General features: G+C 59.1%; 14 protein-coding genes and 2 tRNA genes. 4 read left to right on the top strand and 12 right to left on the bottom strand.

What is annotated here, in order from left to right; translation table 11 throughout:
* Positions 1-1,130, bottom strand: a 1,130-nt coding sequence (locus ACI944_RS05430; protein WP_411718044.1) for a DEAD/DEAH box helicase family protein, incomplete at its 3' end; no start/stop codon positions are given.
* A gap of 545 nt (positions 1,131-1,675) precedes the next feature.
* Here ACI944_RS05430 and ACI944_RS05425 point away from each other — a divergent pair.
* Positions 1,676-3,688, top strand: coding sequence for an SWIM zinc finger family protein (locus tag ACI944_RS05425; RefSeq protein WP_411718043.1), 2,013 nt, complete (start codon positions 1,676-1,678; stop codon positions 3,686-3,688).
* Position 3,689: 1 nt separating this feature from the next.
* Here ACI944_RS05425 and ACI944_RS05420 read toward each other — a convergent pair whose 3' ends face one another.
* The 6 genes from ACI944_RS05420 to ACI944_RS05395 form a co-directional block, all read right to left on the bottom strand.
* Complete coding sequence (locus ACI944_RS05420; RefSeq protein ID WP_411718042.1) at positions 3,690-4,583, bottom strand: hypothetical protein; 894 nt, start codon at positions 4,581-4,583, stop codon at positions 3,690-3,692.
* The gene (locus ACI944_RS05415) at positions 4,580-5,686 is read right to left on the bottom strand and encodes a tetratricopeptide repeat protein (RefSeq protein WP_411718041.1); all 1,107 of its coding nucleotides are present in this window, start codon (positions 5,684-5,686) and stop codon (positions 4,580-4,582) included. The genes ACI944_RS05420 and ACI944_RS05415 overlap by 4 nt, the downstream gene beginning before the upstream one ends.
* 266 nt (positions 5,687-5,952) lie before the next feature.
* A complete protein-coding gene (locus ACI944_RS05410; protein ID WP_411718040.1) occupies positions 5,953-6,525 on the bottom strand; it encodes a hypothetical protein in 573 nt (190 codons plus the stop codon).
* On the bottom strand, positions 6,522-6,884 hold the full coding sequence (locus ACI944_RS05405) for a hypothetical protein (protein ID WP_411718039.1): 363 nt from the start codon (positions 6,882-6,884) through the stop codon (positions 6,522-6,524). Before ACI944_RS05405 ends, ACI944_RS05410 begins: the two co-directional genes overlap by 4 nt.
* 203 nt (positions 6,885-7,087) lie before the next feature.
* A tRNA-Thr gene (locus tag ACI944_RS05400) sits at positions 7,088-7,159 on the bottom strand.
* An 87-nt stretch (positions 7,160-7,246) separates the two neighbouring features.
* The gene (locus tag ACI944_RS05395; protein WP_411718038.1) at positions 7,247-7,906 is read right to left on the bottom strand and encodes a hypothetical protein; all 660 of its coding nucleotides are present in this window, start codon (positions 7,904-7,906) and stop codon (positions 7,247-7,249) included.
* Between the two features lie 126 nt (positions 7,907-8,032).
* Between ACI944_RS05395 and ACI944_RS05390 the strand changes: the two genes are divergently transcribed.
* Positions 8,033-8,749 carry an enoyl-CoA hydratase/isomerase family protein gene (locus ACI944_RS05390; protein ID WP_411718037.1) on the top strand — a complete coding sequence of 239 codons (717 nt, stop codon included), beginning with the start codon at positions 8,033-8,035 and terminating at the stop codon, positions 8,747-8,749.
* A gap of 55 nt (positions 8,750-8,804) precedes the next feature.
* Here the strand turns inward: ACI944_RS05390 and ACI944_RS05385 are convergent, their stop codons facing one another.
* Positions 8,805-9,632, bottom strand: a complete 828-nt coding sequence (locus ACI944_RS05385; protein WP_411718036.1) for an NAD+ synthase — start codon at positions 9,630-9,632, stop codon at positions 8,805-8,807.
* Positions 9,633-9,774: 142 nt separating this feature from the next.
* Here ACI944_RS05385 and ACI944_RS05380 point away from each other — a divergent pair.
* Positions 9,775-9,845 (top strand) — tRNA-Gly (locus tag ACI944_RS05380).
* A 275-nt stretch (positions 9,846-10,120) separates the two neighbouring features.
* Here the strand turns inward: ACI944_RS05380 and ACI944_RS05375 are convergent.
* The 3 genes from ACI944_RS05375 to ACI944_RS05365 form a co-directional block, all read right to left on the bottom strand.
* A complete protein-coding gene (locus ACI944_RS05375) occupies positions 10,121-10,513 on the bottom strand; it encodes a secondary thiamine-phosphate synthase enzyme YjbQ (protein ID WP_411718035.1) in 393 nt (130 codons plus the stop codon).
* 48 nt (positions 10,514-10,561) lie between these two features.
* Entirely contained in the window at positions 10,562-11,527 is a 966-nt protein-coding gene (locus ACI944_RS05370; RefSeq protein ID WP_411718034.1) for a patatin-like phospholipase family protein, read from the bottom strand.
* A gap of 164 nt (positions 11,528-11,691) precedes the next feature.
* Complete coding sequence (locus ACI944_RS05365) at positions 11,692-12,288, bottom strand: tRNA (cytidine(56)-2'-O)-methyltransferase (RefSeq protein ID WP_411718033.1); 597 nt, start codon at positions 12,286-12,288, stop codon at positions 11,692-11,694.
* Positions 12,289-12,413: 125 nt separating this feature from the next.
* Here ACI944_RS05365 and ACI944_RS05360 point away from each other — a divergent pair, with 125 nt between their 5' ends.
* Positions 12,414-13,346 (top strand): NAD-dependent epimerase/dehydratase family protein, encoded by a 933-nt coding sequence (locus tag ACI944_RS05360; RefSeq protein WP_411718032.1) that lies wholly within the window; start codon positions 12,414-12,416, stop codon positions 13,344-13,346.
* Between the two features lie 20 nt (positions 13,347-13,366).
* Here the strand turns inward: ACI944_RS05360 and ACI944_RS05355 are convergent.
* Positions 13,367-13,759 (bottom strand): BsuPI-related putative proteinase inhibitor (locus tag ACI944_RS05355; protein ID WP_411718031.1); only part of this gene is annotated, 393 nt, incomplete at its 5' end.

Raw genomic sequence — 13,759 nt, 5'->3', positions numbered from 1 at the left:
TCGTCCGTTTCGGTTTGATGCGTGATACACGGAACAACGAACTCTTGAGAGATATCGTATGCAAAGTCGTTGTTCGCAGTAAAGATAATTGTCCGGTCGTCGTAATGCCGTTTCAGAAGGTTATCCAGCGTGTCCAGTTTCTTCGTGGCAGTGCGCGCAATCTCTTCGGCGCGCTGTTTGGCGATGAGCGCTCGTCGCCCCTGCGGGTCGTACGATGTTCGTTTGAGAAACTCCTGATATCCACGTTCTTTCCAGAGGTCAAACTCGTGGCTATCCACGTAGTCCCGGTAAATCTGATACTCTTCATCGTACTCTTCTCGCTCGTTTGGTGTGAGTTCAACCTGGAGATGAATCGTCTCATACTCGCTGAGATAGTCGCCAGCCAACTCGTCAACCTCTTCTCTGTAGACGACCGTCCCGAGTAGATCTTCCAGCTCTTCGTGCTGCCCATCGGCACGCTCGTAGGTAGCGGTCAGGCCGAGTCGATACGGCGCAATCGTCATCTCGGGGATCTGCTGGTAAGTCGGTGCAGGCAGATGATGCACCTCGTCGACGACAAGAAGTCCGAATTGATCGCCGTATTCGTTGATGTAGCGGTAGGCAGAATCGTAGGTTGTCACCGTGATATTGGTCACGTTGTGGCTTCCTCCGCCGAGAACGCCGATTCCATCTGGAAGCTGGTCATCGAAAGCGTTGGTGAGCGTCGCATGCCACTGGTTCATCAGATCGATCGCCGGAACAACGACGAGCGTACTGACGCCCGCATCAGCAATAGCTTGGACAGCGAGAAACGTCTTTCCGCTTCCCGTTGGGAGAATGACGCTCCCGCGCCGGTCGTTGGCTCGCCACGCTGAGAGGGCTTTCTGCTGATAGTCACGCGGTTCAATCGCGACGGACGGCGTAAGAGCAAATTCAGAATAGGCACGAGCATCGTCCTCAATGCTCTCTACAGTCGCGACGGATTCGTGGAGCGTTGCTTGTCCGTCAGCTCCGCTTGCCCACTCTTTGATCTCACGATAGTGTTGGGCCCGCGAGCGATATTCATCAACACGGTCGTCCCATTCAGCATATGGGATAGAGTCTGGCGCATCTTTGAGAAGAAGCGTTCCATCATCAAACGCAATACGCATTCAGATTGCTCTAAGTCTTGGGAGATACTTGGCCTTGCTGGGGTTACTGATAGGGCTTAGCGTAGACCCTCCTACTTTCCAGAAGGGCAGACAACGGATATGTTGAAATCGCCGTGCAAGATATAGAGGATCTACTGTCCACTCTGTTGGTTATCAGCAATCCGCTGTAAGGCGTCAGCACATGCCTCGATAGCCCTGAGCAACCGCCATGCGAGGTACATTACCAATATAAAAAGAGCTGGGAGTAATCCGAGCAGCAGCTGCTGCATAATAATTGTTGAATAGCCCATGATCGCAACTACCCCAAGCACGATTGCAGCGATCTGTCCATGGGAAGGCTTCGGCGGTGACCAACCAGACATGCGTGTTTTAGGTTTCTTCGTTCGTCTATTTAGTATGGGGAATGCTCAGTATTCTCTTTGAGAGTATCAGAACGATACATAAGCGCGTTCCATCTTGCACGATATTTTTGACAAAAAGTTGGATAAACCTACCGTGCGAAGGTTTCTATGCCACGCTCTTTCATAGGAAAAGATAGCCCAGGAATGGAGTACCCGACTCGATCGGATATTCGTTCGCTCTGTACGGAACAGTCCTTCGAACGGGGAGTCAAGTACTACGAGGAGGATAGGATTCAGAAACTGGAGGTCGAGGGCGGAGACATTACTGCAATCGTTCGTGGATCCCGCGATTACGATATCTCAATCGACATCGACGACGACACGATTCGGACCGTCTGTAGTTGCCCCTACGACTATGCTGGAGATTGCAAGCACATCGTCGCTGTACTCTTGGCCGTCGAAGATCGCTCATCCGAGTCAACGTCCGAGACAACCACTTCATCAGACAGCTCCGAGACGGTCGATGTTGAAGCCCTGATCGATCGGACGCCTGACGACGAGCTTCGGACGTTTCTCCTCGACATCATCGCGGACGACCGTGATATCCGTGATCGCTTCGTCGCATTTGCTGGTGAAGAGCCAGGCAAGACGGTCTACGATTACAAACAAGAAATCGACTGTCTGTTCGAGGATGCAGCCGGTCGTGGTGGCATGATCGAATACGATACTCGTATCGACTTCTCCCAGTATCACGACCTGGCGGAAATGCACCGAGGCCGTGGAAACATTGGCACAGCGACCGATATCTACCGTGCGCTGGCGGAGACAATCCGTGAGAATATGAATCGGATCGACGACAGTAGCGGGCACTACGGTCGCGAATTGAACCGTGCTATTGAGGAGTACGCTGAGACGATCACCAAACAAGGGTATGAACACGGAAAAAAGCGACCGCACGTCGAATATCTCTTCGAGGAATTCATTGAGGCAGACTACGGCTTTGTCAGCGAGGACTACGACGAGGCATTACGGACAATCTGTACGACGAGGGCGGACCTCGAATACTGGCTCGAGCTGTTGGATGCACACGTTTCGGGTGTCGACCTCGAGCCAGAGGCCCTCGAAGCATCGGTTAGTTCTTCGGCAGAGACGATTGAGGACGATGTTCAGGGAGATATCTCATCGGGCGAATCGCCAGACAATGCGAACGCACAGTCGGAAGACGAGACAGACGCAACTGTCGAAAACGGGCGGACTGACGATGTCCTCTATACTTCGGATTTCACGACCGGGCCGCTCTCTACGGATGATTTTACTGGCGAAACACTTGATGTCGAACATTTAGCGATCGGGCCGCTAGAGATCGGGTACTTCGTCGGCGATGCGTTTGAAGAGCTTCGCGTGGATGCTCCAACAACCGTCGAACGACATACTGCAGAGATCGAATCGCCCGAATCCAGCGCTTCCGAGTTAGATCTTGCCTCGAAGTTCCAGAAGCGACGTGTCCTCTCGACGTACGTGTACGTGCTGGAGGAACTCGGCGAGGAGGATGTTCTGGATACGCTGTACGAAGAGATCTACCTCGAAGACAAGCGGTTCTGTAAGGCATATGCCGAGCGGCTGATCGAACAAGACGACGAAGAACGTGCACTTGAGGTCGTCGAACACGGAATTGACACATTCCGTTCAACGACTGACCTGCGCTGGCTCGCCGTCGACCTTTACCGTGATCGGGAGGCAGACAAATACAAGACGCTGTTGAAGCAACTATTTCTCGATCACTCCGAGTGGGACGCCTACGACGAGCTAAAGGAGGCCTGTACCGGTCGCGAATGGGCGTCGATATACGGGGAGTTCGAGCGTAAACTCGACCAGCGTGACCGACAACGGTTGATCTCTATGTACGTCCACGAGATGGATCTCGAGAAGGCATTCTTCGAACTGAAGGAAGCCGAGAATCTATCGTGGATTCGTCGCTATCAGGATCCGGTCGCAACGGTCGATCCGATCGAGTATTTCGAGATGTACCGCGAACAGTTGATTCCGTTTGCAGCTGGTGATACTGGGCGTCGTCATTATCGGGAAATTGCAGATCACTTGGAGTCGATGCAGGAATTGGTTTCTGACGCCCAGTTCGAAGAGTTCGTCGAGTTCCTGAAGGAGAAACATTCGAATCGGCCAGCATTCCTCGACGAACTCGAGAAGGCAGGGTTTTGACTCACTCGGTAACCTCTTTGAACTCCCCATCACGACCGGCAAACACTCGAACGTCTGGTCCGTCTGATATCGCGGTCAACTGATCTACAGTCGCCGGAACAGCGTCGATATCCAGTTCCCAGGGAACCGTATTGAATACGATCGCGAGAGTCGTGTCTGTATTCGTGCCTGTATCGAGACGGTAGAGTCGGTCGCGAACGAGGACTTGGCCGAGAGCGGTGTCGAACGCTGATGCCTCGAACGTTTTCGCCGTTTGAACGATCCAGTCACTCTCGTCCGTCTCGATGATGGCATCGACCGTCCGGGTAACTATCTCGCCGACTGAACTGTCCACTCCATGCGCGGGCGAGTCGGGGAGTTGTGATGTCCCGACAACAACATCGCGATGAACAGTGCCGTCAACCACATCTGCTGTGAGGAACTGCTCGATGACGGTTCGCTCACGTTCGTCTTCATTCATGTACTTCTCCTCAATCGCTTCCAGCCCGTGATTGGCGGCCTGATCGAGAAATCCGAGTGTGGTATCCGTAGGGTCGACGTCCGGCCCATAGCCGATTTGATCACCGCGGTGGGTTGTCGCCCAGACGAGTCCGTCGTCGATGATGCCAACGTATCCATCGATGTCGACGTGTCGGCCACTGGCTTTGAACGCCTGTGACGGCGATTCGTCGATATTCGAGCCGAGCGTCCGGTTGTAGTGGAAATCCCGGTCGTAGACGTCTTCCGGCGAATTCTCGCGTATATCCCCCGGAAAGACCTGGATCGATCCATACCGATTGTTCACCCGCTCGATCTCGACTGTGATGCCGTACTTGTCGGAAATCGTGTACAGGAGGTCGATGATCTGCTCGTGATCGTCGTAGTTTGGTGCGTCAGCATAGTATCGAAGCTTCATGGCTTTTCACCTCCCCGTTCGTCGGACGCCCTCGCGTCAGTCAGTCGGTTTTCGACGTCCTCGAGACAGTCGGCTACCATCGACGCTCCTTCGAGAGGACCCTCAACCTCCAGCGCCGCTCGGTAGAGTTCCGCAGTACGTTCCAACTCTTCGATCGATAGCTCGTCGGGCTCATCGAGCCAGTAGATATCCGCGAGTTTCTTGTATGCCCAGGGATCCTCGGGATACTCCTCGATGAGCGCCTCGAACTCAGCTCTGCTGTCAGTGGTTCTACCCAGTTCCGCAAGCGAGTCGGCGACGAAGTGGCGAAAGTCGAGCAGAAACTCGTCGTCTGCATCCGGGAACTGCTCGCAGACCTCTCGACAGAACTCGAGTCGGTGCTCATGATACGCCGGATCGTCCTCAGCGACGGTGGCAAGATCGTTGTCGAGCGTTCGAATGTACGCCTCGAGCGAGAGAAACGTCGGTAATGTTCGGTCTGCTTCTTCGATGGTCGTACTGTCGTCGGGTATGACGGCGAGGATGTACTCCCAGGCAGTTAGCCACTGCTCGCAGGCCTCAGCGCGGTTTCCTTTCTCCCGGAGGTCGCGACCCTCCTGTACGATGTCGTATATCCGTTCTTTATTCGGAACCTCGGGTATCCAGCGCTCCCAGAGTTCCTGTGCTGCCATCCAGATAAAGTCCTGATCGTAGCCCGTGGCATCGACCTCGTATTCGGCTTCCCACTGCTCAGAGAGTGTCGTCGCCGAATCGAGGTCTTCTGCCCGGTTCCGAAACGCCGTCTCGTTTGTTTCGATACCGTGGTCCGCGAGTTTCTCAACGATTTCGTCCGTCGAGAGTGCTTCGACATCACTGAGTTCCCACGCATCAGCAGGATAGGTGCCGTCTGATGTATTGACTGTTCGTTGTTCACGCTGGATGGATTGGTTGCCGTCCGTGTCTGCGTCGTTACTGCTCTCATCTACGCCGTGTTCGTCGACGTATTGCTCGACACGCTTTCGGTCGATTCGGCTCAGTTCGTCACGTTCGTGGGACTCGTAGAGATGCTCTCGGAGCGCAGTCTCCTCCTCGAAAGTGTGCTCGCAGTAGCGACAGTCGCTCATTAGCTGGGGCTACGCATGCGGGTAAAAAAAGCAACAGGTGTCAACAGGAAATCGGTGACGAAGCGACCGCGGAATCTGCGATCTCGGCCTCCAAAGCGCCTACCTTACCAAGTAATTCGAAGAAGCATGCCAACCGCTTGGTAAGGTGGGATCGCTAATCCGGATCAGTAAAGCAGCACTCATCACGTATCTCGAAGCGTCAGCATAGCGTGTCAGTCCTAAATAAGGCACCACTCAGAAGCCCAGGCTGACCGCCCATAGTATGCCTACTCCTCAAGATACTGGAGTAACTGTCCAACGTAGGGACTGTTCTTCCAGCTTCGATGTGGGCTAATCATCGTGATCAACGCTTTCGCTTCCTCGTGAGTCATGTGACCGTTCCGGGCGTAGTCACAGATGAGCCGCGGTGTCGGCACGATACGGGGTCCTTGGAGAACCGCATGGATGAGCGGGAAGTTCGTCCCACCGAACTCATCGGTGAGAAACCCATCCGCAGAGAGGACGTTCGCGAGGACGATGCCGTCGGTTTCGCCGTCGTCAAGCCCGAACGTTGGCCGCGAATCCGGCGTGGCGTCATACTCGTACGGATCCTCGACCGTATAGTGGGTGCGAGCTGCGAGGACATTGCTTGCGGCGGCGGCGTGGATGTCCTGATACTGTGTGATTTCGCGGAGTTCCGCCAGAACTTCCGGTGGCACGAACACGTCACACGAGGTACAGAGATACTGGAGTGGATCGGGATTCGTTTCGGTATCGAAGGCTGCGTCGGCACGGGGGACGGCGAGACTGATGAGCGCACTGGTGTCGGCGACAGCTGTTCGCAGTTGGGAACCGCTCATCGCTCGTCATCTGGGTCGACTGTCGCCGCCTCGCCATCGTAGATATCGATATCGTCGGGTGCCGCAAGATCGAGTGGTTCGTCTTCGAGGTCTCTCTTGAGCAGGCGGAGACGCTGGGCGTTCTCAGCACCGACCAGTTGCTTGACGGTCTCAAAGTCGAGTTGGTCGTCGTAGTATTTCGTTGCGACGAGTTCCTGAAACGTCTCGCTGTCGGCAGTATCTTCGATGTATTCACGGATCGCCTCGACAAGCAGATCCGTCCGATCTTTATCGAAGAGATCAGCGATCGCGTCGAGGCGGTCGACGAGGTACTCCGGGGACTGAAAGTGGACTCGCCGCGGATCATCGCTTGCACCCATTCTATGTGCATATTTTGCACATAGGTGCATAACGGTTTCGCTGACTGTACACAGCTTGCACATCGAGCTACTCAATTAGATCCACATTACCCTACAGATGACGCCACCAGATTATACGAAAATAGATACGAGAAAGATTGGGAAACCAATAGCGGGGAAACCACTAAGTGAATGTCGTTTTGAGCTTTAGGGAAAAGGGCTGAAGCCTAGGCCGGGATTTGAACCCGGGCTCTCGTCCTTACCAAGGACGCGCTTTACCGCTAAGCTACCCAGGCAGGCACTAATCGATAGCCGGGTTTTACTGTTAGTCGTTTCGATCCATGGCCGCCGTGAGACGGTTTCGCCCCCGAGAGTGAGACACGCTATGTGCTCGAAGAGCGGGAACCGGCAGCCGTCCGGTCGGGACTCGCGACCGCCGTCGAGATTCGCTCGGCAACGCCGCCGAGGGCCGTCTCGGTCTCGGGTAAGGGATCGATTCCCAGTTCCTCGGCGAGTTCGTCGGCGACGGTATCGATCGGCTCCGGAACCGACTCAAGAGCGACGTCCGCACCTGCCCTGACCGCGATTCGGACAAAATCTGCCTCGAGGCGTCGGTCGAGTTCGGCCGGGGCGTCGTGGGTCTCCCGGATCGTCTGGTCGCGGCCGAAATGCCGGACCGCGTCGACGACGTCCATCGCGACGCCGGTGTGGGCGAGGTACTCGAACCCACGGGCGACGAGCACCTCGGCGGCGATCGCGTTCATATCGCCTTCGTTCCGGTCGCCACCGGACCACGGGTTGGAGTGAATGAGATCCCGCGACAGCCGGAGCCCCTCGTAACTCATTTGGACCCCGGCACCGCGGCGCGCCGCAGTGTCGAGTTCGACCGACCCATCGAGCGTCGTCGCCGTCACGACGGTGAGCGCACCGGGGGTCATCGACGCCGACTTGAGCACTCCCTCGAGGCGTTCCCGGAGGGCCTCGGGGGCGATGTCGCCGATCCCCTCGCTGAACGCGGCTCGGGCGTGCGCGGTTTCGTCCATCTGTCATTAATTAAGGGCGGGAGGGGCAAATCAGTTTGGAAAGCGTGAACCCGCCGTTGGCGATTCTGAGCCGTCGAACGTCGCGTGATCACAGCACTTACTGCCCGCACCGCCTCCCGTCCGGTAATGATCGATATCGACGATCAAGGGACGATTCGAGTGGTCACGCTCGATCGCCCGGACAGACGCAATGCGCTCACTCCATCGGGACTTGAGGCGCTCGAAGCGGCAGTCGACGACCCCCCCGCATCGGTGATCTATCTGAGGGGGGCCGGGGAGGCTTTCAGCGCCGGCGCCGACTTAGAGGCGGTCGCAACGCTCGCCGACGACGCCGACGAGGGCGAGGTCGAAGCGTTTGTCCGGCGGGGCCAGCGGACCGCCGACGCCATCGAGGCCAGTTCCGCAGTCGTGGTGGCCGGCGTCGATGGGGCGGCCCGAGGCGGCGGCGTCGAGTTGGCTGCGGCCTGCGACCTGCGGATCGCGACCCCTCAGGCGACGTTCGCTGAACCCGGTGTGACGTTTGGGCTGTTCGGCGCTTGGGGTGGGACTGTCCGGCTCCCCGAGATCATCGGTCTCGGGGATGCGCTCGACCTCTCGCTTTCCGGGCGGGTCATCGACAGCCAGGAGGCCCAACGCATCGGGCTCGTTTCGAGGATCGTCGAGGAACCCCGGACGGTCGCCGAGGCCATCGCCGGAAATGATCCGGCTGCCCTCGAACACATAAAAACGTGTCTTCGAAGCCGAGAGAACAAAAGGGAGCGCGAAGACGGGGAAGTGGCTGCGTTTGAGGCACTCGTCGATGCACACGCCGACACGCTACAGGAACTCGGCGGATCGCCGTAGCGTCGTGAGACCGACGAGATGCTGGCCCCAACGCAACGCTGTGGCCCGGATGTGCCTACAGCGACCCCGGCGCGGGCGGCATCGATCGCTTGTGTGCGCTGGTCTCATACAGTTCGACGACGCGGTCAATCGCGTCTTCGGGTACGTTGATCGTCTCGACGGTCGCGTGTTTCGAGAGCGGGCCGTGGACGTGCAACGCTAGGATGGCATCGAGATCGTCGTAACCGAGTCCCATCTCCTCCTCGTCGGTCTGTCCCTCCCACATCGCCGCCGTCGGCGTGCGGGTGACCAGATCCTCCGGCACCCCGAGCTTACGGGCGAGTTGGCGCACCTGGCACTTATAGAGGGCTCCGATCGGGTTGCAGTCGACCGCTTGGTCGCCGTACTTGGTGAAATACCCGGTAGCGGCCTCAGAACGGTTACCGGTCCCGAGGACGACGCGGCTTTCGGCGTTGGCAACGAAGTAATTCAATACCGCCCGGGTTCGGACCCGGACGTTGCCGAGCGCCATCCGGTCCTCGGCGGCGTGATCGGGTGCGGCGTCGACGAACGCGTCAACGATCGGGTTGATATCGATTGTGTCGTACTCGATGTCGAGCGCCTCGGCGACCCGTTCGGCGTCCGTCTCGTCGGCGTCGGGGTTGACCGAACTCGGCATCAGGAGGCCGTGAACCGAGTCGGCGCCGAGCGCCTCCACGGCCAGATAGGCCGTCGCCGTCGAGTCAATCCCGCCCGAGAGCCCGATGACAGCCCCATCTGCCCCGGCGTCGTCGACGATATCGGCGATAAATTCGACGATGTGGTCGCGCTGTTCCTCGAGTTCGTCTTCCGAGAACAGTAGTTCGACGCCCGTCTCCTTCTGTAGCGTCTCTACATCTGTCATTACTATATGTTAGGTCTCTCAGCACTAATACCCTCCCGTCGTCTACGGGTTTCTGGACGATCGTTTTATTCGGCTGTGGAGGCACGAATGCGCCGGTTCGAGGCGCTACGTTCAAGTACGATGGGGCGGAACAACTGATTGCGCGCCGTTGGTCCAGTGGTAGGACATTAGCTTCCCAAGCTAATAGCCCGGGTTCAATTCCCGGACGGCGCATTTCTGTCCTGAGCGAAGCGCCCCGTGAGCAGGTTTTCTTCGGTCGCTTGCCCTCCGAGTTCTCAGCAATCCTACACGACTCAGATACTCACCGACGCGGCTGCAGGTTTCGTCCAGTCCGTCTTCACAGAGTCGTTCAACTGTGCGGCACGCCCGATTAGTTCCGTCCGAACACTCCTCGTAGAGTAGTTCGATGTAGTGTTCGTCTATGTGTGGTGCGCCGTATCAATTCATGCATACGTGTCATATATAAATGATTTCGCAAACGCGAGTGGTCAGGCGATGGCTTCAGCGACCGTCGTGGAGATCGACCGTTCCCGGGGACCGTCACACTCGATGAGCAAAACCGACTGCCAAGTGCCAAGAGCGAGTTCCCCCTCGCGAACCGGGATGGAGACGCTCCGGCCGAGAAGTGACGACCGGAGGTGGGCATCGGCGTTGCCGTCAAGCGCGTCGTGGCGCCAGTCCTCGGGGGCCGACAGTTCGGCGACGAACGCCTCGACATCCTGTAGGAGTCGCGGTTCGGCCTCGTTGATCGATACCGCCGCCGTGGTGTGTTCGACGAAGACGGTACAGACACCCCGTTCGACTGCCGGGAGTCCGGCCTCGATGCGTTCGGTTACGTCCACGACATCGATCCGGTCCTCAGTACTGACACGTAGGTTCATCGGATCACTTGGTTGGGCCGCTCGAAGTATATATCCGAGGGCTCGCACTCATCCCCTCGAATCGAGGAACGCTGCGGCCCGTTCGCGGCCGCGCTCGATCAGTTCCGATACGAACGCCGGATCGCGGTCGAGTTTCGTTGCGGAACTGTAGCCGCCGTCGAGTGTTAGCCGGTGTATCTCGGGCGTCGTGAACCGATCGGCCGGGAGCATGCCCGCCTCAACCCACTCCGTTACCTGCTCGACGAACGCTAGTTCCTGGTTCAGCGAGATGTTTCCCGATAGTTCGTTTCGCCGGTCGGCGATCGTATCGAGCCGTCGTGGCTCCTCGGCCATCGACTGGTCATTGATCTGGACGATCCACACCTCCTCGGGTTTCCGCGCCGGGGGCTGATGAAGAAGGTCTCTCACCGGCGGGTTCTGGCTGAACAGCCCATCCCAGTGGTAGTGCCCATCGATCTCGACCGCCCGGTAGAAGTCGGGCACGGCGGCGGAAGCGAGGACTGCCTTGACAGTGACCGCCTCGTTGACGAACGTCTCGAACTCGCCTGAATTGACGTTGACCGTCCCGACGACGAGTTCGGGGGCGGTTCGCTCGCAATAGTCGGGGATTTCCTCGAAGTCGATGTAGCGCTCGAGTACGGCGCGAATGCGCTCCTTACCGAGTTCCGGGGCCGGGAGGTGATAGGGGCTGACTCTCGGCAGCGGGGCGCCACCGCTCTGGAGCCGGGAAACGGTGCGCAACCAACCGTTTATCGCTCGGTCAACCCCGTCGTCCGCCGCGAGATCGTGCCAGACGTCGGTCACCGTCTCCGCAGCGGCCCTGCGGCCATCCGTAACCAGACTGTACCACACCGCGGTCGCGTTGAACGCGCCTCCGGAGGTGCCGCTGATGCCGACGATCCGGCATCGGTCGGGCCAGTTCGCGAGCAAGTGCTCGAGGACACCCGCAGTGAAAGCCGTATGACTACCCCCGCCCTGGCAGGCGATAGCGACGTTGGTACGATCGGTTGTCATACGACTCTTGAGGGAGCGGCGTTACTCGTAGGTGTTGGTGGTCCCCACGGTCGCGGCGGCGACGCCGGATTCTCCGTTGCGTTTCGCTGGCATTCGGGGAACGCCCGGCCGAACGCCACACGAGGACTGGTGTCTGTCGTTTGTATATCCGCCAACAGCTGACATTACTCCTCGTCGGTCAGTTCCGCCTGATTGGTCGGTTCCGATGTAGCGCCCCCCTCAGCCGCTTCCGTCGGTTCGACCTTCTTACCGGTCGCCATCGGAACCACCCGGTGGGTCGCGTCGGCCCACTCACGTTCGAGTTCCCGGCCCTCGAAGAGCCGATCGAGAAAGACGGCCAGCCCAGCGACCTCCGAGTGGGGCTGGTTCGTTACGCCGACGTTGTAGTCGGCCCGCTCGTAGACGTCGAAAGGGACCTTTTCCGCTCCGACGACGATCAAGACCGGTCCCTCGCCGTGTTCGCCTTTGATCTCCGATTCGACCTCTTGGACCGGCAACCCGTACATCGTGAGATGGACGACAGTGCCCGGAAACGCCCGGAGGACCGCCCGAGGTTCCTCCGTCAACTCGGCGTCGAACGGGCCGCCGAACCGGTCCGTGATGTCCTCGATCGTCTCCTTCGACCCCGAGGCGGCCCCCGAGATGATCACCCGGTCGGCGCCGAGTGCCCGGGCGGTCAGGCCCACGTGGGTCGTCATCCGGTTGTCTCGCCCTGGCCGGTGGCCGAGCCGGAGGACGACGACCTCGTGATCTGCGTGCATGCGCTTGCTTTCTCCCCGGGGCGTTAGGCGGTTTCGATCATCTGGCCGAGCACCTGCTTTCCCCCGCGGCAGTGGCACGCGCTCGCGTCGAAACCGATTTATTACGCCCGATCCCATCGCTTTCAATGGATCTTTCGGGACTGCGGATCTGTGTCACCGGCGGCGGCGGATTCGTCGGATCACACCTTGCCGACCGACTCGTCGATGACAATGAACTCCTCGCCGTCGATCACTTCGGGAACGGCCGGCGGGAGTGGGTACCCGACGGCGCGACGGTGATCGAGGGCGACCTCCACGACCCAGCCGTCCGCCGCGAGGCGATCCCCGAGGGGACGGATATCGTCTTTCACTTCGCCGCGGACAAGGCCGTCGACAGCGACGACCCGGACGCGCAGTTCCGGGAGAACATCGGTCTGACGGCGTCGATCCTCGAACGCATGGACGCCGTTGGCTGTCACCGGATCGCGTTCACCTCGTCGTCGACGGTGTACGGGGAGGCCCCGCGGCCGACACCGGAGGACTACGCCCCGCTGGAGCCGATAAGCGCCTATGGGGCCGCAAAACTCGCCGAGGAGGCGCTGTTGTCGGTGTACGCCCACAGCAACGGGTTCGACGTCTGGTGTTTCCGCTTTGCGAACATCGTCGGCACGCGGCTCCAACTGGGGGCCGTGATACCGGACTTCATCCACAAACTCCGCGAAGATCCGACCGAACTCGAAATCCTCGGCGACGGCCGCCAAGAGAAGTCCTACATGCACATTGAGTCGTGTCTGGACGCGATGGAACACGTCGTCGAACACGCCGACGCGCCGATGAACACCTACAACCTCGGCACGCGGACCACGACGTCCGTCCGGCGAATCGCTGACATCGTCGCCGATGAGATGGGGCTCGACCCCGAGTACAGCTTCACCGGCGGGGACCGCGGCTGGGTCGGCGACGTGCCCCGGATGCGGCTCTCGATCGAGAAACTGGCTGCAACGGGGTGGACACCCGAGTCGTCGTCGGACGACGCCGTCCGGCGGGCCGTTCGGGAACTCCTCGCTGAATCGCCCTAACCGACGGTACCTGTCGTGCGCTACACCGAAAACGGTGTCCGGGCCGAGACGTCCCGCTCGCGAACGCGGAGCGTCGCCTCGGCGGTGTAGTCGCCAGGCTCTGGGCTTGGCCAGGCCTCCCCGAACGTCGCCGCCTCGCCGGGCTGGAGGTTCGCCTCGGTGAGCGACTGATCGAAGGCCCGGCCGTCGCTATAGCACCACACCTCGCGATCGGTCCCATACACCGCGAAGTCGGCCCTGCAGGCGTCCCGGAACGTCAATTCGATTGGCGTGTCCCCGGCGTTGACGACGGAGAACTCGAACGCAACGCCGTCGCCGACGGTCACCTCCAGAGCCGTTTCGAGCATACTGTCTGTTTGGGTTGCTTCATAAAAGAACTGTCCCGCGTTCGAAGCCGCGGTCCCAACCGCTAA

It is taken from the genome of Natronomonas sp. (assembly GCF_046710025.1).
In the GTDB taxonomy this organism is placed as follows: Archaea; Halobacteriota; Halobacteria; order Halobacteriales; family Haloarculaceae; genus Natronomonas.
The sequence above is the reverse complement of the archived record's forward strand: the minus strand, read 5'-3'. Positions and strand labels throughout refer to the sequence as shown.